Raw genomic sequence first — 17,728 nt, forward strand, 5'->3', positions numbered from 1 at the left:
CGAAGGTCGCTAACAGCGGGCGACCGCGATCGGGCTGTGCGCCTCGATGACGCGCAGCCCGCGATTCACGAAGCCGCCGATGCGTGCCGTCACCTTACGCTCGAAGCGTTCGACGGCCTCGTGCAGCCGAACACGGTGATCCGGGCCATCCGGCACGGCGACGATGAGGTTCACCCTCGCATCGACCGCCGCGTCGGCCTCGACGTCGAGGATCACCCAGCAGTCTCCGGCGCTTTCCCGTAGGACGGCTGCCTGAGCCGATTCCACAGCGGTCTTGAGCTCGTCATCCGACGGACTCCGATAGAGCGAACGAAACGCGTTCGGATCGTATGAAACACTGCAACTCACAACAGGCACCCGAATACCCCTTTGGTCTCTCTCTGAGAGACGCGCGGAAGCGGCATTCATGACGCCGGTAGAGGTTTCTCAGGACCGGCTCTTCGCCGTCGCCCTATCGTTGGCCTTCTCGATCGCCTTGACGAGGTCATCCTTGTTCATCGAGCTGCGGCCCCGGATGTCCAGCCGGCGCGCCACGTCGAGCAGATGCTCCTTCGAGGCGTTCGCATCCACGCCGCCGGCCGTCTTGCGGCGCGTGTTCCTGCCGCCCTCGGCTTGCTTGTCGGAGGGTCCGCGCTCTGCCTTGCGCTCCCAGTGATCGCCTACCTTCTCGTACTCGTTCTTCAGCGCGGCGAATGCGGTGCGATGCGACCGTTGTCCCTCGCCGTACTCCTTGACGGCCGAATCGTGGGTCTTCGCCCACAGGTTCTGGGCGTGCTTGTCCGATCGACGGATCGTCGAGGGCATGTCCTCTCGCCCTGGCATACGAATCTCCTTCCGACGCACCGTTTGGATACAAGCGACAAGTCCACTCCGAGCCGAGCCGGAATCACAGGGCCTTGACACGCATCCCCTTCTCACATCCAGTTAACGTCCATTAACGTGGAGGCATGGCTGAGTATCGTCCACCTCTCACTGATCTTCGGTTCGCCCTGGAACACGTTGTCGGGTATCCGGAGATCTCCGCTCTGCCGGGCTACGAGCATGCCGATCTCGACACGGTCGTCGAGTTGCTCGAGAGCTACGGCGAATTCGTCACGAAGGTGATCGCGCCCACGAACCGCATCGGCGACACCGAAGGCGTGCAGTACCACCCAGATGGATCTGTCACGGTGCCGCAGGCGTTCAAGGATGCCTACCGCACCTACGTCGAGACCGGCTGGGGGAGTGTGCCCATGCCGCAGGAGTTCGGCGGCGAGGGATTCCCGCGCGCAGTGGGCCTGGCGATGCAGGAGATGATCACCTCGGCGAACATGTCGTTCGCACTCGGACCCTTGCTCACGCAGGGGGCGATCGAGGCGCTCACCGCGGTGGGCACCGAGGAGTTGCAGCGGCGGTTCCTGCCGAAGATGGTCACCGGCGAGTGGGCCGGAACCATGAACCTGACGGAGCCGCAGGCCGGGTCGGATGTCGGTGCCCTGACCACGCGCGCCGTGCCTCGCGAAGACGGCACCTACGCGATCACCGGGCAGAAGATCTTCATCAGCTTCGGCGAGCACGACCTCACGGATCAGATCGTGCACCTCGTGCTGGCCCGCACCCCGGATGCGCCGGAGGGCACGCGTGGGATCTCCTGCTTCGTGGTGCCCAAGTTCCTGGTGAACGAGGACGGCACGCTCGGCGACCGCAACGGAGTACGCGCGCTGTCCGTTGAGCACAAGATGGGCATCCACGGCTCGCCGACCTGCGTCATGTCGTACGAGGGCGCAACCGGATACCTGCTCGGCGAGGAGAACCGGGGTATGAGCATCATGTTCATCATGATGAACACGGCCCGCACCTCGGTCGGCCTCGAGGGCGTCGCTTTGGCGGAGCGCGCGTACCAGGACGCGCTGGCGTACGCGAAGCAGCGCATCCAGGGCCGCGCGCCCGGCTCGTCCGAGCCGTCGCCGATCATCGACTTCCCCGACGTGCGTCGCATGCTGCTCACGCAACAGGCCTCGATCGCGGCGCTGCGGCGGCTCATCCTGCTGCACGGCGTGCAGGTCGACCTCTCCACGCACCACCCCGACGCTGCGGTTCGTGAGCGCGCGAGCGAGGTCGTCGCCCTGCTCACCCCGATCTGCAAGTCCTTCGGGTCGGATCAGGGCATCGAGCTCACCTCGCTGGCACTCCAAGTGCACGGCGGGTCGGGCTACATCGAGGAGACCGGCGTCGCCCAGCACTACCGGGACGCCCGCATCGCCGCGATCTACGAGGGAACGAACGGCATCCAGGCCGCCGATCTGGTCGGCCGCAAGCTGCCCGTGCGAGACGGTGCATCGGCGCTGGAGTTCATCGAGCAGCTGCAGGCTATCGACTCCGATCTCGCGGGCGCCGGCGAGGACTTCGCCGCGATCCGGTCCCAGCTGGAGACCCAGCTGGGTACGCTCAAGCGAACGACGCAGTGGATGCTTCGCACGGGCGTTTCCGACCCCCGTGCCGTGCTCGCGGGATCGAGCCCGTACCTGCGCATCTGGGGGCTGTGCGTCTGCGCGTGGCTGCTGGCGAAGTCGGCACTGGCTGCGGCATCCGTCGGCGACGAGTCCGCGGCCGAGCAGCTCGTGCTCGCCCGTTTCTACGCGCAGCAGATCCTGCCGCAGGTGTCGGGACTGGAGAGCGCCGCGGTCGCGGGCGCCGACGACCTGTACGCCCTCGACGCGGTGCCGGTGCGATGAAGATCGTCGTTCTCCTCAAGGAGGTCCCCGACACCTACGGGGACCGCAGACTCGACCTCGAAACCGGCATCGTCGACCGGGCAGCAAGCGACGCCGTTCTCGACGAGATCGGGGAGCGCTCACTGGAGGTTGCGCTTTCGTATGCTGACGGGCATCCGGACACCGAGATCGCGCTCCTGTCGATGGGGCCGCAATCGGCGCAGGCGAGCATCCGTCGTGGGCTGGCTATGGGCGCATCCTCCGCGGTGCAGGTCGTCGACGAGGCATTGCTCGGTGCAGACCTGGGCCTCACCTCCGAGGTGCTCGCCGCAGCGCTGCAGCACACCGGCTTCGACCTCGTGATCGCGGGCAACGAGTCCACCGACGGGTCGGGTGGCGTCATCCCCGCGATGCTCGCCGAGCGCCTCGGCGTTCCGCAGCTGACCGCGTTGGCATCCGTGGAGATCACGGATGCCTCGGTGTCGGGTCGTCGCGTGCTGGACGACGGCGTCGCCACGGTGTCGGCATCCCTGCCGGCCGTGATCTCGATCACGGAGTCGCTCCCGGATGCCCGCATGGCCAACATCAAGGGCATCATGGCGGCCAAGAAGAAGCCGTACGAGGTGCTCTCGGTGGCCGACCTCGGCGTCGTCGCCGAGCGGGAGGATGCGCCGCGCTCGATCATGATCGCCGTGAGTGAGCGGCCACCACGCGGGGCGGGCGTGAAGATCGTCGACGAGGGGGATGCCGGCGAACAGCTCGCCGAGTTCCTCGTGCAGAACCGGCTGGCGTGAGGGAGGCGACGATGGCCGATTTCGGAAGCAACCCCGTCCTGACCCTGCTCGAGGTGCGTGCCGACGGACAGCTTGCGAAGAGCGCCGCCGGGATGCTCGGTGCCGCGGCGCAGATCGGCTCGCCGGTCGCGCTTCTGGTCTCTGATGCGGAGGGTGTCGCCGAGCAGGCGGCGTCGCTCGGTGCGCAGCAGGTGCTGCTGGCCGAGCCGGGTGCGGAGCTCACCGTTCCCGTGGTCGACGCGCTCGCCGCGGCGTTCGAGCTCGTGCAGCCCGATGCCGTTCTCGTGTCCAACTCCGTGGACGGGCGGGATGTGGGCGGCCGATTCTCCGCTCGGGCCGGGCTGCCGATCGCGGTCGACGCGGTCGGCCTCTCGCGCGACGAGGAGGGCGTGGTCGTGCACCACTCGGTGTTCGGCGGCGCGTTCAACGTCGATTCTGCGGCAACGTTCGGCCCACTCGTGGTCACTCTCCGTGAGGGCGCCGTGGATGCCCGTGCCGAGGCGGCCCCGGCGCAGTCGCAGCAGCTGACGGTGACGCCGTCGGGAGCGCGCGCGGCCACGATCGAGTCGTTCGAGGCCGAGGTGGCGGCATCCTCACGTCCGGAACTGCGCGGCGCGGCGAAGGTGGTCTCCGGTGGCCGGGGACTCGGATCGGCAGAGAAGTTCGAACTCGTCGAGCAGCTGGCCGACGTGCTCGGGGCGGCGGTCGGGGCATCCAGAGCCGCCGTCGACGCCGGATACGTGCCGCACTCGTACCAGGTCGGGCAGACCGGCGTCTCGGTGAGCCCGCAGCTCTACGTGGCGCTCGGCATCTCCGGTGCGATCCAGCACAAGGCGGGGATGCAGACGGCGAAGACCATCGTCGCCATCAACAAGGATGCCGACGCTCCGATCTTCGAGATCGCCGACTTCGGCGTCGTGGGCGACCTGTTCACGGTCGTTCCGCAGCTGATCGCCGTGCTCGAAGCGCGGAAGGCGTAGCCGGTGCAGGCCGGGCGGCGAGGCCTGCCTCGAACGCGCGGTGGCGAGGCCTGGCCGCCCGTCGCCGCCGCGCAGCTCGTCGAGACGTCGGCGGATGAGTCGTCCGACGGGGCGCCGATCCCTGACGCGGTCGGCCGGAAAACGAACGATCGGCCGCATGAGGAAGCGATTTCGCATCCGGCGGATCGTCCGAATTCCGGCGCATCGTCCGACGCGAAGCCGCCCGCCATGCGCCGGGGGCTGCCCCGCCGTCCGGGGGCTGGCGAAACGGCCGAACCAGAAGGCACCACGCAGTCGTCCCCGGCTGCCAGGCCGTCCGCACCCGCGCAGCCTCCGGCTGACCGGCCGTCCGAGCCTTCCGCACCCGCGCAGCCCCCGGCAGCCGGACCGCCCGCGTCCTCGCAGCCGCCACATCGCCGGTCGTCGCTGCCCCGTACCGGCATCCCGAAGGCGGCGAGCACTGCGGCACCCAGCGCAGAGGCCAAGCCGCAACCGCAAGCGCCGACCCCCGCGGCACCTCCTCCCGCCGCTCGCGTGCCCGCCGCCGCACCCCGCACGCCCACACCCGCTCGCTCGGAATCCACCGCCGCCCGCGCGGCGACACCCGCTCGCCCGGCATCCTCCACGGCCGCAAACCCCCGCACGCTCGGCGCCTTCACCCCGGTGCAGTGGGTCGGAGTCGCGGTCATCCTCGCGCTCGCGATCGTCGGCCTCGTGACGGTCGTCGTGCTCGCCGTGCGCTGGTTCCTCGGGCTCGACTTCATGCGCGATTTCGTGCACACCTATCCGGGGCAGTACGCGCTGCCGAACGGTGCTCCGATCGGGTTCCCGGCGTGGGTGGGCTGGCAGCACTTCTTCAACGCCTTCCTGATCGTGCTCATCATCCGCACCGGCCTGACGGTTCGTCGCGACAAGCGCCCGAACGCCTTCTGGACCTCGAAGCGCAACCCGAAGCACAAGATCAGCCTCAACCTCTGGCTGCATCAGGGGCTGGATGTGCTGTGGCTGGTCAACGGGGCGGTCTTCGTCGTGCTGCTGTTCAGCACGGGACAGTGGATGCGACTGGTTCCCACGAACTGGTCCGTGTTCCCGAACGCGATCACCGCCGCGCTGAAGTACGCATCGCTGAACTGGCCGACCGACGACGGATGGGTCAACTTCAACTCACTGCAGGAGCTGGCCTACTTCGTGACCGTGTTCATCGCCGCGCCGCTCGCCGCGATCACCGGCGTGCGCATGTCAGGCGTGTGGCCGAAGGGCGCGGAGCGGCTCAACTCGGCCTACCCCGTGGAGTGGGCGCGTGCCGTGCACTTCCCGGTGATGATCTACTTCGTGGCGTTCATCATCGTGCACGTCGCGCTCGTGTTCGCCACCGGTGCGCTGCGCAACCTCAACCACATGTACGGCGGGCAGGATGCCGTCAACTGGGCGGGATTCTGGATCTTCGTGCTGTCGCTCGTGGTGATGGCCGCCGGCTGGGTGGCCGCGCGACCGCTCATCGTGGCCCCGATCGCCCGGGTCTTCGGCAAGGTCACCGCTCGCTGACGGGCCCGAGAAGCACCGCGACCGCGGCGCGTTCGAGGATTCCACGGACATCCACCGAGCGATCGCTCATCGAGTTGTGCGCCGTGGAGTTGAGGATGCCGAACACGGCGTGCATCTGCACCCGGGCATCCGCCCGCGTCAGCCCGGGACGGATGCGCAGCAGCACGTCGGCCCATCCGTCCAGATAGCGGTTCTGCAGCCGCCGTACGGTGCGGTTCTGTTCCTCGGGGAGGCTCGGCAGCTCCCGGTCCTGGATGCGGATGATGTCGCGCTCGGCCATCGCGAAGTCGAGGTGGAAGTGCACGAGGTTGCGCAGCGTCTCCTCGTCAGGGGTCTGCAGCTCCAGCGTCTTTTCCAGGCCGACGAGCAGGCGTTCGCTCGTGCTCACCAGGATCTCGCCGAGCATCGCCTCCTTGCCGGGGAAGTGCCGGTACAGCGCAGGCCCGCTCAGCCCGACGGCGGAGCCGAGCTCGTCGATCGAGACCGCGTGGAAGCCGCGTCGGGCGAAGAGCCGCACGGCGGCATCCAGATACTTCTGGCGCGTGCGGGCCTTCTCGGTCGCTCGCCAGGTCTGTGCCACGTCTTCCAGGATATGCGCCTGGACAACTCGGTGAACGATCGATAACCTGAAATCAGTTATTGGTCGTTCACTGAATCTTGATCGCCGCATTCGTTTCTCGCGGCCCGGAGACGCTGCCCATGGATGTGCTCACCAGTGCCGCACGGCGCTCGAGTCCGGAGTTCGCCGCCAACGAGCGGGCGCAGCGGGAGCAGGTGCGGCAGCTCCGCGAACGGCTCAGCCGGGTTGCGCGCGGCGGCTCCGAGGCGTCGCGGGAGCGTCACGTGGCTCGCGGCAAGCTGCTGCCCAGGGACCGCATCGACCGCTTGCTGGACCGCGGCAGCGCGTTCCTCGAGATCGCGCCGCTCGCGGCAGAGGACATGTACGACGGCGACGCGCCCGGCGCCGGCCTCATCGCGGGAATCGGGCGCATCCACGGCCGGCTTGTGATGGTGGCGGCGAACGACGCGACGGTCAAGGGCGGCACGTACTACCCGATGACCGTGAAGAAGCACCTGCGCGCGCAGGAGATCGCGCTCGAGAACGAGCTGCCGTGCATCTACCTGGTCGACTCGGGCGGAGCATTCCTTCCACGTCAAGACGAGGTGTTCCCCGACCGGGAGCACTTCGGGCGCATCTTCTACAACCAGGCACGGATGTCGGCCCGCGGCATCCCGCAGATCTCCGCCGTTCTCGGCTCCAGCACCGCAGGCGGCGCGTACGTTCCGGCGATGAGCGACGAGACAGTGATCGTGAAGAACCAGGGCACGATCTTCCTCGGCGGACCGCCACTCGTGAAGGCCGCGACCGGTGAGGTCGTCAGCGCTGAGGATCTCGGCGGCGGGCTCACGCACGCGCGGCTCTCCGGCGTGGTGGACCACCTCGCCGACGACGACGCACACGCCCTGCGCATCGTTCGCGACATCGTCGAGCAGCTGCCGCCGTCGCGGGAACGCGCGTGGAAGGTGGAGCCGGCCGAGGATCCCGCGGTCGATCCCGCTGAACTGTACGGCGTCGTGCCGGTCAGCCTGCAGGAGCCGTACGACGTGCGCGAGGTCATCGCGCGCGTCGTCGACGGCAGCAGGTTCCACGAGTTCAAGCGCGAGTACGGGCGCACTCTGGTGACGGGGTTCGCGCGCATCCACGGGCATCCGGTCGGCATCGTCGCGAACAACGGCGTGCTTTTCGGTGAGTCGGCGCTGAAGGGTGCGCACTTCATCGAGCTGTGCGATCAGCGGCGCATCCCGCTGGTGTTCCTGCAGAACATCACCGGTTTCATGGTGGGTCGCGAGTACGAGGCGACCGGCATCGCGAAGCACGGCGCCAAGATGGTCACCGCGGTCGCGTGCGCGCGGGTACCCAAGCTCACGGTGATCATCGGGGGTTCGTTCGGAGCCGGCAACTACTCCATGAGCGGCCGCGCCTACTCACCGCGCTTCCTCTGGATGTGGCCCGCCAGCCGCATCTCGGTGATGGGCGGACCGCAGGCCGCCTCGGTGCTCTCCACCATCCGCCGCGACCAGCTGGAGGCCAAGGGCGAGACGCTCTCCGCCGAGGCGGAGGCCGCGCTGAAGGAGCCGGTGGTCGAGCAGTACGAGAAGCAGGGCAGTCCCTATTACTCCACGGCGAGGCTGTGGGACGACGGGGTCATCGATCCCGCCGACACGCGAACCGTGCTGGGGCTGGCGCTCGAGGTCTGCTCCCGCGCCCCGATGGACGACGTCTCGTACGGCGTCTTCAGGATGTGACCGTCATGTTCGACACCGTGCTCATCGCCAATCGTGGCGAGATCGCCTGCAGGGTGATCCGCAGCCTGCGTTCGCTGGGCATCCGTTCGGTCGCGGTCTACAGCGACGCCGACGCGGATGCCCGCCACGTGCGCCTCGCCGACGTCGCCGTCCGCCTCGGGCCGGCTCGCGCCGCCGAGAGCTATCTCTCCGTCGAGCGGATCATCGATGCGGCGCGCTCCCAGGGCGCTGACGCGATCCACCCTGGGTACGGGTTCCTCTCCGAGAGCGCCGACTTCGCCAGAGCGTGCGAGGCGGCCGGCATCGTGTTCATCGGTCCTGGCGTCGAGGCGCTGGAGGTGATGGGCGACAAGATCCGGGCCAAGAAGGCGGTCGCAGAGCGCGGTGTTCCGACCGTGCCGGGCATCGCGGAACCCGGGCTCGATGACGAGACCCTCGCCCGTGCGGCGCTCGACATCGGGTTTCCGGTGCTCATCAAGCCGTCCGCCGGCGGCGGCGGCAAGGGCATGCACCTGGTCGAGCAGGAGAGCGGCCTGCTGCAGGCGCTGCAGACGGCGAGGCGCGAGGCATCCTCGTCGTTCGGCGACGACACGCTCTTCATCGAGCGTTTCGTGCAGACGCCGCGGCACATCGAGGTGCAAGTGCTTGCGGATGCCCATGGCACGACCGTGCATCTCGGCGAGCGGGAGTGCTCGTTGCAGCGCAGACACCAGAAGGTGATCGAGGAGGCGCCGTCGGCGCTCCTGGATGCCGCGACCAGGGAACGGATCGGCCAGGCGGCCGTCGAGACGGCCAGGAGTGTGGGATATCGCGGTGCGGGCACCGTCGAGTTCATCGTCTCCGCGGATGCCCCTGATGAGTTCTTCTTCATGGAGATGAACACCCGGCTGCAGGTGGAGCATCCGGTCACCGAGCTGGTCGGCGTGATCGACGGGCGCCGCGGGATCGACCTGGTCGAGCAGCAGCTCCGCATCGCGGCGGGGGAGCGCCTGGACTTCGCACAGCACGACGTGACGCTGGCCGGACACGCCGTAGAGGCTCGGATCTACGCCGAAGACCCGCAGCGCGGATTCCTGCCCACCGGCGGGCGCATCCTGCGGCTCGACGAGCCGGCCGGTGACGGCATCCGCGTCGACAGTGCGCTGATCGAGGGGCTCACCGTCACCTCGGACTACGACCCGATGATGGCGAAGCTCATCGCGTGGGCGCCCGATCGTGCCACGGCGCTGGAGCGGCTGGATGCCGCGCTCGGCCGGTTCGTGACGCTCGGCGTCGACTCCAATGTGGAGTTCCTGCGGCTGCTGGTGGACGACCCCGACGTGCGGGCGGGACGTCTCGATACCGAACTGATCGAGCGCCGGCTCGACGGCCTGCGGTTCCGGGCCGTCGACGATGAGGTGCTGATGGCGGCAGCACTGGTGTTGCATTCGCTGGCGTACACGGCAGCGGGGCATGGCCCGTGGGACGTCCCATCCGGCTGGCGGCTGGGGGAGCACGCGCCGTCCCGCTATGCGCTGGCGTCGCACGGCCAGCAGCACGCGGTCGATGTACTGATCACCGGCGCACCCGATGCTGCGCACGTCGCCGTGGGAGACGCGGAGCCGGTCGAGGCATCCGTCGAACTCGAGGGCGATATCGCACGGATCCGAGCCTGCGGCGTCGCTCGTTCGTACCGTTTCGCGGCCGATGGCGACAGGATGCTGCTGTTCCAGGACGGGGCATCCTTCACGCTCGTGCAGCGGGAGGCGGTGTCCGATGCCGCCGACGACGAGGCCTCGAACCCGGAGCTGCGTTCACCCATGCCCGGCACGGTCACGGTGATCGCCGTGGACGACGACGTGGTCGTCGCCGAAGGCGATCCGGTGCTGATCGTGGAGGCGATGAAGATGGAGCACGTGCTGCGGGCGCCGCACGCCGGCACGGTGTCGCTGCGGGTCGCCGTCGGTGACCAGGTGACGGGCGGCCAGGTCGTCGCGGTGGTGGCGGTGGCCGACGACACCGCGACCGACGACACCGCGACCGGCAACGAACAGGAGCTCTCGTGAGTGAGGAACGACGCATCCAGCAGCGCGGGCTGTACTTCGAGGAGTTCGAGGAGGGCGCGGTCTACGTGCACGCGCCGGGGCGCACCGTGACCGAGGCCGACAACGTGCTGTTCACCACCCTCACCATGAACATGCAGTCGCTGCACCTGGATGCCGCATGGTCGGCATCCACGGAGTTCGGCGAGCGGCTGATCAACAGCATGTTCACGCTCTCGACCCTTGTCGGCATGTCGGTGGCGCAGCTCACGCAGGGCACCATCGTGGCCAACCTCGGCTTCGCCGACATCCGCTTCCCGAGTCCCATGCGCGCCGGGGACACGTTGTATGCCGAGACGCGCATACGTTCCAAGCGGCTCTCCAAGAGCCGGCCAGGGCAGGGCATCGTCGAGTTCGAGCACACCGGCCGCAATCAGCGCGGCGAGGTCGTCGCGGTCGCCGTGCGGTCGACGCTCATGCTGTGCCGGCCCGAACCGTCGAGCGCGGGGGCAACTGGCGAAGGCGGGGCGGCCGATGAGCGCTGAGCTTCCGCCACCGGGGCCGGCCCTTTTGTTCTGCCCGGCCGATCGGCCCGACCGGTACGCGAAGGCGGCGGCAGCGGCCGACGCGGTCATCCTCGACCTCGAGGATGCGGTCGCGCGCGACGGGAAGGATGCCGCCCGTCGCGCGCTTCTCACCGCCACGTCGGCGGGTCTGCGCCCGGAGACCACGATCGTGCGCGTGAACGCGAGCGACACCGGCGAGCAGGAGGCGGACATCCGTGCGGTGCTCGACACACCCTTCCGCACGCTGATGCTGCCGAAGGGGGAGAGCCCCGAGCAGGTCGAGGCGCTTACGGCGGCGATTCCCGACGTGCGCGTCGTCGCACTCTGCGAGAGCCCGCTCGGCATCGTGCGTGCGGAGGACCTTGCGGCGTGTGACGCTGTGGTCGCGCTGACCTGGGGCGCCGAAGACCTGGCGGCCGCGATCGGCGGCACGTCCAGCCGGCGAGCCGACGGCCGGTACCGCGACGTGGCGCGCCACGCACGGGCCCGCGTGCTGATCGCGGCGGCCGCGTTCGGCAAGCCTGCGTACGACACCGTGCACCTGGACATCGCCGACGAAGAGGGTCTGGCCGAAGAGGCGGCGGATGCTTCCAGCTCCGGATTCGCCGGCGCACTGTGCATCCATCCACGTCAGGTCGCCGTGCTGCGGCGTGCGTTCGCGCCCTCCGCCGACGCGGTCGCGTGGGCGCTCGAGGTGATGGACGCTGCGAACGCGTCCGAGAACGGCGTGTTCACTGTTCGTGGACGCATGGTCGACGAGCCGTTGATGCGGCAGGCGCGGAGCATTCTGACCGCCGCACACAACCATGAGGAATGAGAGAGAACATGCCTGAGCCGTTGATGGCCGAGCTGCCCGAGGAGTACAGCGAGCTGGCAGCCCATGTGCGCGAGTTCGCGCGAGAGGTGGTCGAACCGGTTTCGGCGAAGCACGACGAGGAACACAGCTTTCCATACGAGGTCGTGGCCCAGATGGCCGAGCTCGGTCTCTTCGGCATGCCGTTCCCCGAGGAGTACGGCGGCATGGGCAGCGACTACTTCGCGTTGTGCCTGGCCATCGAGGAGCTCGCCGTCTACGACCAGAGCGTGGCGATCACACTCGAGGCCGGTGTCTCGCTCGGTGCGATGCCCATCTACCGGTTCGGCACAGAGGAGCAGAAGCAGACCTGGCTTCCACCGCTTGCTGCCGGCATCTCGCTCGGCGGCTTCGGGCTCACGGAGCCGGGCGGCGGCAGCGATGCAGGCGCCACGCGCACGACGGCCCGCGAAGACGGCGACGAGTGGGTGATCAACGGCAGCAAGCAGTTCATCACCAACTCCGGAACCGACATCACCTCGCTCGTGACGGTGACCGCCGTCACGGGCGAGAAGGACGGCAAGAAGGAGATCTCGACGATCATCGTGCCCTCCGGTACGCCCGGGTTCACGGTGGATCCGCCCTACAGCAAGGTGGGATGGAACGCGTCGGACACCCACGGCCTCGCCTTCGACGACGTGCGGGTGCCGCGGGAGAACCTGCTCGGGGAACGCGGGCGCGGCTACGCGAACTTCCTGCGCATCCTCGACGAGGGCCGCATCGCCGTCGCCGCTCTGGCGGTCGGAGCGGCGCAGGGCTGTGTCGATGAGTCGGTGCGCTACGCGAAGGAGCGCGAGGCGTTCGGCCACGCCATCGGCGCCTACCAGTCGATCGCGTTCACGATCGCGCGCATGCAGGCGCGTGCGCACGTGGCCCGTCAGGCGTACTACAACGCGGCCGCGCTGATGCTTGCGGGGAAGCCGTTCAAGACGCAAGCATCCATCGCGAAGCTCGTCGCCGGCGAAGCCGCCATGGACAACGCGCGCGACGCCACGCAGATCTTCGGCGGCAACGGCTTCATGAACGAGTTCCGGGTGGCACGGCACTACCGCGACTCGAAGATCCTCGAAGTGGGCGAGGGCACCACCGAGGTGCAGCTCATGCTGATCGCGCGCTCGCTGGGCCTGTAGTCGAGGCCGACCTGCGCCGACCCCCGATCGTGCGCCATGATCGTGGCGTGACGATCGATGCGGAGTCGAGACCGGGCGAGGATGCCCGCGGGCTCGGCTGGCGCGTCGTTCCGCTGGTGTTCGCGGAGTGCCGTCCGATCGTGCTCGCGATGTTCGCGCTGCGGTTCGTGGCCGGTGCCGCCATGGGAGGCCCCGGCTGGGGCAGGCTGTCTGCGGCGGACGCGGGTCTCCTCGTCGTCGGCGTCGTCTCGTGGGTGGCCGCGACCGGGTTCGTGTACCTGCTGAACGGCGTCTCCGACATCCCCGGCGACCGCCTGAACGGCTCGACGCGACCGCTCGCGAGCGGGCGCCTTCCGGTGCGGGCCGCAATCGGCTGGTGCATCGCTTTCGCGGTGGCGGCCGTCGTGCTCAGCGCGGTCGTCGGCCTCGGCCTGCTGGTGTGCGCGCTGGCGATGCTCGGGTTCGGATGGCTGTACTCGGCCGGCAGGCATGCGGCGAAGCAGCGTGTCTGGTCGGCATCCCTCGTGATCTTCGGCGGCGGAATCGCTACCTACCTGGGCGGTGCGTTCGCCGCAGGGAACGTTCCGGCGCCCGGGACGATCGCCGTCGCCGTGCTCATGGCGGCATGGATGGCCGTGGCCGGCAACACGAAGGACCTCGCCGACGTGGCGGGCGACCGGGTGGCGGGCAGGCGGACGCTTCCGGTGACCCTGGGCATCCGTCCCGCGGCCTGGGCAACTGCGGTGGGATGCTGCGCGGTCGGAGTCGCGGGCCTGTTCGTCCCTTCGGCGCCTGCCCGGATCGTCGCGGCGTGCCTGCTGGCCGCCGCGCTGGCGATGATCGGTATCGCCGCCTATGGTCGTAGCCTCGGAACGAAACGGATGTACGCCGTGTTCATGGTGAGTCAGGTGGTCTCGAATCTGGTGATCGTGGTGCTGATGTGAAGGTCGATCGAAGTCGCCTCGACGACGTCGTGGAGCACGTGTTCGTGCGGGTGCGCGATGGTCTGGCGCAGACCGGCAGTGCACTCGTCGCCGACGACCAGGTCGAGGAGGAACTGCACGACCAGGTGCGCTTTCTGATCCGCTCGACATTCGTCGAGCTGGGATTCGTGATCGAGGAGCACGGCAGAGCGCTCGACGACCGCGGAACCGGCGTGGGTCTTGCCAGGGCGGGTCAGCACATCCATCCGTCCGAGAGCCTGCTGGCAGCGCGGTTGCTGTTCACGGTGGGTCTGCCGGCGGTGACCGACGCGGTCGCTGCCGCGGGGCATCCGTTGCCCGGTGATGCGGTGGCACTCACGCTCAGCGGTCAGATCTTCCGCATGATGGGCGCCGCGGCAGTGGCGTACGTCGAGGTGCTGTTCAACCGCATCACCGCGGTGCAACGAGAGGAACGGGCATCCATCGCCCGCGATCTGCACGACCGGGTGGCGCACACGCTCGCCTCCGGGCTGATGAAGCTGGACCTCGCGCAGACCCAGCCCGGCCCGGGTGGCGCGGCGACTCGCTCGGCCGGCCGTGAGCTCATCGGCCAGGCGCTCGCCGAGGCGCAGACGATCGCCACGGAGCTGCGGCAGATCACGACGTCGCGGTCGCTGATCGAGTCGGTGAACCTCTACCTTGCCGAGGCGGAGGTGCGCGGCATCGACTTCGAGGTTGCGATGTCGGGCGAACCGCGGGTGCTGGCGGATGCGACGCGCGACCAGGTGTTCCTCATCATCCGTGAGGCGCTGCGCAATTCGTTCGCGCACGCGCAGGCAGCGCGGGTCGGAGTGCGCTTGCAGTGGGATGCCGAGGGCCTGGCCGTGACCGTGTGGGATGACGGCCGCGGCTTCAGCCCGCTGAGCATCCGTCCTGGAGCCATGGGGCTGGTCGGGATGCGCGAGCGTGCAGAGTTGATCGGGTCGGCGTTCTCGCTCGAGTCGACTCCGGGTGCGGGAACGCGAGTGCTGGTGGAAGTGCCGTATGCCAATGACTGAGTATTCGCGGAGCGCCCCGATCACGGCGGTGCTGATCGATGATCACCGCGTGTTTCTGGATGCCTTCGGCGGCCTGCTCGAGCACGACGGACGCATCGACGTGGTCGGCTCTGCCGCCACCAGTGCCGAGGGCGTCGCCCTCGTCGAGTCGTGCCGGCCGGAGCTCGTCGTTCTCGACGTCGACATCGACGGCACGCCCGTGGAGCACACGCTGCTCAAACTGCGCCGCATCTCTCCGCAGTCGGCCGTGGCGATCGTGACCATGCACAACCACGCACCGCTGAGGGACACGCTGCTGCGCTCGGGCGCGCGCGCATTCCTCAGCAAGTCGACGTCGGGCGCCGTGCTCATCGACGCTCTGGTCGACGCGGTGATGACGCCGCCGGTGGCGGAGGCGAAGCATCCGGCGCTCAGGGAGAAGGATGCCTTCACGCAGCGAGAGCTGGAGGTGCTGCGGTTGATCAGCCTGGCGCAGTCGAACAAGCAGATCGCCGCTCAGCTCGGCATCGGCGAGGGCACCGTGAAGCGGCACGTGTACGGCTTGTTCCAGAAGCTCGGTGCCACGTCGCGCACGGATGCTGTGCGCAAGGCGGTCGATCGAGGGCTGCTGGGGTGAGAGGCGCTCGTTGAGAACGCGAAGGGCGGGCCACCCTGAGGTGACCCGCCCTTGCGACGCCGGTCGTCGCGCCCGGCGGCGCTCGGCGTTACGCCTGCAGCCCGAGCTGGAAGTGCACAGCTCCCTGGTCGTCGAGCTGGGCATCCAGAATCTTGTCGGCCAGCGCCACTGAGGCGTTCTCCTCGACGAAGACGCGCGCGTCGCCGTCGACGATGACCTGGTCGTCGGCCTCCGGCGCGGGCGCGACGGCCACCGAGAAGGTGGTGGCATTCGGGTCCGGGCTGCTGATGCGCAGGCCTCCTTCGGGCGAATCGACCGACTGAGTGGTCAGCGTCTTCACGATCGTGGTGGCGTTCTCGGTGAGGGTGAGCATGGGCTCTCCTTCCGGTTGCTTTCCTTCGAGTCGGCCACGATTCCGTAGGTGCCGCGCTGCCGCAACCGGTTCGAGCGGATTGTGCGGGGAGACCCAGGTTCGCGCGAGGCGATAGGCAAGGATGCGCGCCCGGCGCGGCGCGCGCGGCGCTAGGCAGACGCTGTAGTGATGCCGCGACTGTGCCGCAGGCGCATTCCGGCCCGGCGCGATGCGCGGAAGGCGAGCCAGGCGAGCGGATGCCTGCTGTTCTTGTCGTAGACCCGGTGCGGCACGAATCGCCCGTCGCCCATCGGGTACCCTGCTGCCGCTCGCACGCTGGGCAGCAGTACTTCGGCTGCGTGATGGTATCCCCTTGCGGACGGATGCAGGTGGTCCAGCTGCGAGAACATCGTGCCGGGATCTTGGCGGAAGAGCGCGCCGAGCGAGTCCGCCAGTGAGACGGTGCGGGCGCCCGCGCGCAGGGCGACGATCGTCTGGCTGGTGGCGAGCAGGCGGCTGAGCCAGTGCGCGAAGTACCGCAGCGGCTCGAAGAACGGGCGCACCGTTCCGAGGTCGGGGCAGCTGGCGAGCACGACCTGCGCGCCCATGCCGCGGAGTTCGGTGATGGTCGTGCGGAGCGCTCCGAGCGACTCGTTGAGGGGGCGCAGGTGCATCGCATCGTTGGCACCCACGATGACGACCGCGACATCGGGACGCGATGAGAACCCGCGCACAGCGCCCAACTGGACGAGCAGGTCGATCGACTCCGCGCCGACTCTCGCGACGTTCTCCAGCTGCACCGGCCGTTCCGACAGCTCGGCGAGCTCGTTCGCCAGGATCACACCCACGGTTTCCGTCGGATCCTCGGAGCCGTACCCGACGGCCAGGGAATCTCCCATCAGCACCAGGTTCAGCGGCGGCCCCTGGTGCTGCCGCCCGAAGAGGCCTCTCGCCGCCTCCGGGTCCTCCGTGCGCGACGGGAGAAGCCGCCCGCGCACCCAGAAACCCTCGGCGACGGTGAGCGCAGCGACGCTCGCGAGCGCCGCGAAGATCGATCCGATTCCCACGGCGGCGAACCGGACAGCAGGCATCCATCGAGCGCGGGAAGGCGGCCGTTCTGCCGTGCGGTTGTGGTCGGTCATCGTGTGCGTCGCAGACATCAAGGGACACCTCGAACGTTACCCGCGGGGCCTTGGAACCGAACGGAAATCCGTGTGGTGGCGCTGTGAGTCGCCGCACATCGAGTCAGCCGCAGGCACCGCGTCACCCGGGACGACGGTCCGCATCAGTGCGCATCAGTGCGCGAGGATGCCGAGCACGATCACGATCACGCCGAGCAGGCCCGTGATCACCGCGGCCGCGATGCGCCGCCACCAGGAACGACGGTTCCGCAGGGCCACGATGTAGCCGATGATCATCAGCATCGCTATCCCGACGAGCAGCGCGATGTAATAGGCGACGTACTCGTCCATCACGTTCAGTGCAGCCAGCAGGAGGAAGAACGCGGGCAGCAGCATGGCCAGCAGCATCCCGTAGGAATGACGGAGCGACTCGGCGAGCGCTGCTCTGACCGGCACCGGTTCGCCCGTCTTGTCATTGTGCGCGACGACGGCGCGAGCGTAGACGTGGGTCACCCAGAAGACGAGCGTGGTCGCCACGATGAAGCCGAGCACCTCGAGGTCGGTCTCGAACTTCCAGCCGATGGCGGTCAGGGCCGTCACCAGCACGATGCCGTACACCGTGGCTTCGGTGCTGAACGCGTTCATCACGAAGCGCGCTGCCTCGCCCGCCCGTGGTCGGACTGGTTCCTGCCCCATGTGAAGTGAACTTACCTCGGATCGGGCGAACCGTTCCGGTCGATCCTGCGCCCAGAACAGGGACACCGGTGCG

Annotated in this window: 18 protein-coding genes; 12 read left to right on the forward strand and 6 right to left on the reverse strand. The window is 68.7% G+C overall.

The features are described from left to right. Positions 1 to 9 precede the first annotated feature (9 nt). Together ACYVII_RS14140 and ACYVII_RS14145 are read right to left on the reverse strand one after the other, a co-directional pair. Entirely contained in the window at positions 10 to 408 is a 399-nt protein-coding gene (locus tag ACYVII_RS14140; protein WP_460536154.1) for a hypothetical protein, read from the reverse strand. Positions 409 to 426: 18 nt separating this feature from the next. Next, positions 427 to 822: a ChaB family protein gene (locus ACYVII_RS14145; protein ID WP_460536156.1), complete on the reverse strand. Its 396-nt coding sequence runs from the start codon at positions 820 to 822 to the stop codon at positions 427 to 429. 125 nt (positions 823 to 947) lie between these two features. Here ACYVII_RS14145 and ACYVII_RS14150 point away from each other — a divergent pair, with 125 nt between their 5' ends. The 4 genes from ACYVII_RS14150 to ACYVII_RS14165 all read left to right on the forward strand — a co-directional run bounded on the left by ACYVII_RS14150 (position 948) and on the right by ACYVII_RS14165 (position 6,012). Beyond that, a complete protein-coding gene (locus tag ACYVII_RS14150; RefSeq protein WP_460536158.1) occupies positions 948 to 2,714 on the forward strand; it encodes an acyl-CoA dehydrogenase in 1,767 nt (588 codons plus the stop codon). Next, the gene (locus ACYVII_RS14155; protein WP_460536160.1) at positions 2,711 to 3,487 is read left to right on the forward strand and encodes an electron transfer flavoprotein subunit beta/FixA family protein; all 777 of its coding nucleotides are present in this window, start codon (positions 2,711 to 2,713) and stop codon (positions 3,485 to 3,487) included. The genes ACYVII_RS14150 and ACYVII_RS14155 overlap by 4 nt, the downstream gene beginning before the upstream one ends. An 11-nt stretch (positions 3,488 to 3,498) precedes the next feature. Further along, positions 3,499 to 4,467 carry an electron transfer flavoprotein subunit alpha/FixB family protein gene (locus tag ACYVII_RS14160; protein WP_460536162.1) on the forward strand — a complete coding sequence of 323 codons (969 nt, stop codon included), beginning with the start codon at positions 3,499 to 3,501 and terminating at the stop codon, positions 4,465 to 4,467. 534 nt (positions 4,468 to 5,001) lie between these two features. Continuing rightward, on the forward strand, positions 5,002 to 6,012 hold the full coding sequence (locus ACYVII_RS14165; RefSeq protein WP_460536165.1) for a cytochrome b/b6 domain-containing protein: 1,011 nt from the start codon (positions 5,002 to 5,004) through the stop codon (positions 6,010 to 6,012). Here the strand turns inward: ACYVII_RS14165 and ACYVII_RS14170 are convergent. Further along, a complete protein-coding gene (locus ACYVII_RS14170) occupies positions 5,999 to 6,592 on the reverse strand; it encodes a TetR/AcrR family transcriptional regulator (RefSeq protein ID WP_460536168.1) in 594 nt (197 codons plus the stop codon). The genes ACYVII_RS14165 and ACYVII_RS14170 overlap by 14 nt on opposite strands. A 119-nt stretch (positions 6,593 to 6,711) precedes the next feature. Here ACYVII_RS14170 and ACYVII_RS14175 point away from each other — a divergent pair, with 119 nt between their 5' ends. Genes ACYVII_RS14175 through ACYVII_RS14210 form a run of 8 tightly spaced genes read left to right on the forward strand, consistent with a single transcriptional unit; the run spans position 6,712 to position 15,486 of the window. Continuing rightward, positions 6,712 to 8,319 (forward strand): carboxyl transferase domain-containing protein, encoded by a 1,608-nt coding sequence (locus ACYVII_RS14175; protein ID WP_460536170.1) that lies wholly within the window; start codon positions 6,712 to 6,714, stop codon positions 8,317 to 8,319. Between the two features lie 5 nt (positions 8,320 to 8,324). Further along, positions 8,325 to 10,364 (forward strand): acetyl/propionyl/methylcrotonyl-CoA carboxylase subunit alpha, encoded by a 2,040-nt coding sequence (locus tag ACYVII_RS14180; protein ID WP_460536172.1) that lies wholly within the window; start codon positions 8,325 to 8,327, stop codon positions 10,362 to 10,364. Then, a complete protein-coding gene (locus ACYVII_RS14185) occupies positions 10,361 to 10,885 on the forward strand; it encodes a MaoC family dehydratase (RefSeq protein ID WP_460536174.1) in 525 nt (174 codons plus the stop codon). The genes ACYVII_RS14180 and ACYVII_RS14185 overlap by 4 nt, the downstream gene beginning before the upstream one ends. Continuing rightward, positions 10,875 to 11,723: an HpcH/HpaI aldolase/citrate lyase family protein gene (locus ACYVII_RS14190; RefSeq protein WP_460536176.1), complete on the forward strand. Its 849-nt coding sequence runs from the start codon at positions 10,875 to 10,877 to the stop codon at positions 11,721 to 11,723. The genes ACYVII_RS14185 and ACYVII_RS14190 overlap by 11 nt, the downstream gene beginning before the upstream one ends. Before the next feature lie 8 nt (positions 11,724 to 11,731). Further along, positions 11,732 to 12,889 (forward strand): acyl-CoA dehydrogenase family protein, encoded by a 1,158-nt coding sequence (locus ACYVII_RS14195; RefSeq protein WP_460536178.1) that lies wholly within the window; start codon positions 11,732 to 11,734, stop codon positions 12,887 to 12,889. Positions 12,890 to 12,936: 47 nt separating this feature from the next. Then, positions 12,937 to 13,833, forward strand: coding sequence for a UbiA family prenyltransferase (locus ACYVII_RS14200; RefSeq protein ID WP_460536180.1), 897 nt, complete (start codon positions 12,937 to 12,939; stop codon positions 13,831 to 13,833). Continuing rightward, on the forward strand, positions 13,830 to 14,870 hold the full coding sequence (locus ACYVII_RS14205; protein WP_460536182.1) for a sensor histidine kinase: 1,041 nt from the start codon (positions 13,830 to 13,832) through the stop codon (positions 14,868 to 14,870). Before ACYVII_RS14200 ends, ACYVII_RS14205 begins: the two co-directional genes overlap by 4 nt. Then, positions 14,863 to 15,486, forward strand: a complete 624-nt coding sequence (locus tag ACYVII_RS14210) for a transcriptional regulator (RefSeq protein ID WP_460536184.1) — start codon at positions 14,863 to 14,865, stop codon at positions 15,484 to 15,486. Before ACYVII_RS14205 ends, ACYVII_RS14210 begins: the two co-directional genes overlap by 8 nt. Positions 15,487 to 15,574: 88 nt before the next feature. Here the strand turns inward: ACYVII_RS14210 and ACYVII_RS14215 are convergent, their stop codons facing one another. The 3 genes from ACYVII_RS14215 to ACYVII_RS14225 form a co-directional block, all read right to left on the reverse strand. Further along, positions 15,575 to 15,859, reverse strand: coding sequence for a Fe-S cluster assembly protein HesB (locus ACYVII_RS14215; protein WP_460536186.1), 285 nt, complete (start codon positions 15,857 to 15,859; stop codon positions 15,575 to 15,577). A 149-nt stretch (positions 15,860 to 16,008) separates the two neighbouring features. Then, on the reverse strand, positions 16,009 to 16,998 hold the full coding sequence (locus tag ACYVII_RS14220) for an SGNH/GDSL hydrolase family protein (RefSeq protein ID WP_460536188.1): 990 nt from the start codon (positions 16,996 to 16,998) through the stop codon (positions 16,009 to 16,011). A gap of 135 nt (positions 16,999 to 17,133) precedes the next feature. Beyond that, the gene (locus ACYVII_RS14225; protein ID WP_460536190.1) at positions 17,134 to 17,655 is read right to left on the reverse strand and encodes a hypothetical protein; all 522 of its coding nucleotides are present in this window, start codon (positions 17,653 to 17,655) and stop codon (positions 17,134 to 17,136) included. Between the last annotated feature and the right edge of the window lie 73 nt (positions 17,656 to 17,728).

It is taken from the genome of Humibacter ginsengiterrae (assembly GCF_054780115.1).

What these genes read in the sequence shown, in the direction of transcription:
- ACYVII_RS14175 (WP_460536170.1), top strand. Translation starts at nt 6,712, where the DNA reads ATGGATGTGCTCACCAGTGCCGCACGGCGCTCGAGTCCGGAGTTCGCC.
- ACYVII_RS14155 (WP_460536160.1), top strand. Translation starts at nt 2,711, where the DNA reads ATGAAGATCGTCGTTCTCCTCAAGGAGGTCCCCGACACCTACGGGGAC.
- ACYVII_RS14225 (WP_460536190.1), bottom strand. Translation starts at nt 17,655, where the DNA reads ATGGGGCAGGAACCAGTCCGACCACGGGCGGGCGAGGCAGCGCGCTTC.
- ACYVII_RS14190 (WP_460536176.1), top strand. Translation starts at nt 10,875, where the DNA reads ATGAGCGCTGAGCTTCCGCCACCGGGGCCGGCCCTTTTGTTCTGCCCG.
- ACYVII_RS14150 (WP_460536158.1), top strand. Translation starts at nt 948, where the DNA reads ATGGCTGAGTATCGTCCACCTCTCACTGATCTTCGGTTCGCCCTGGAA.
- ACYVII_RS14210 (WP_460536184.1), top strand. Translation starts at nt 14,863, where the DNA reads ATGACTGAGTATTCGCGGAGCGCCCCGATCACGGCGGTGCTGATCGAT.
- ACYVII_RS14220 (WP_460536188.1), bottom strand. Translation starts at nt 16,998, where the DNA reads ATGTCTGCGACGCACACGATGACCGACCACAACCGCACGGCAGAACGG.
- ACYVII_RS14140 (WP_460536154.1), bottom strand. Translation starts at nt 408, where the DNA reads ATGAATGCCGCTTCCGCGCGTCTCTCAGAGAGAGACCAAAGGGGTATT.
- ACYVII_RS14195 (WP_460536178.1), top strand. Translation starts at nt 11,732, where the DNA reads ATGCCTGAGCCGTTGATGGCCGAGCTGCCCGAGGAGTACAGCGAGCTG.
- ACYVII_RS14145 (WP_460536156.1), bottom strand. Translation starts at nt 822, where the DNA reads ATGCCAGGGCGAGAGGACATGCCCTCGACGATCCGTCGATCGGACAAG.
- ACYVII_RS14215 (WP_460536186.1), bottom strand. Translation starts at nt 15,859, where the DNA reads ATGCTCACCCTCACCGAGAACGCCACCACGATCGTGAAGACGCTGACC.
- ACYVII_RS14180 (WP_460536172.1), top strand. Translation starts at nt 8,325, where the DNA reads ATGTTCGACACCGTGCTCATCGCCAATCGTGGCGAGATCGCCTGCAGG.
- ACYVII_RS14160 (WP_460536162.1), top strand. Translation starts at nt 3,499, where the DNA reads ATGGCCGATTTCGGAAGCAACCCCGTCCTGACCCTGCTCGAGGTGCGT.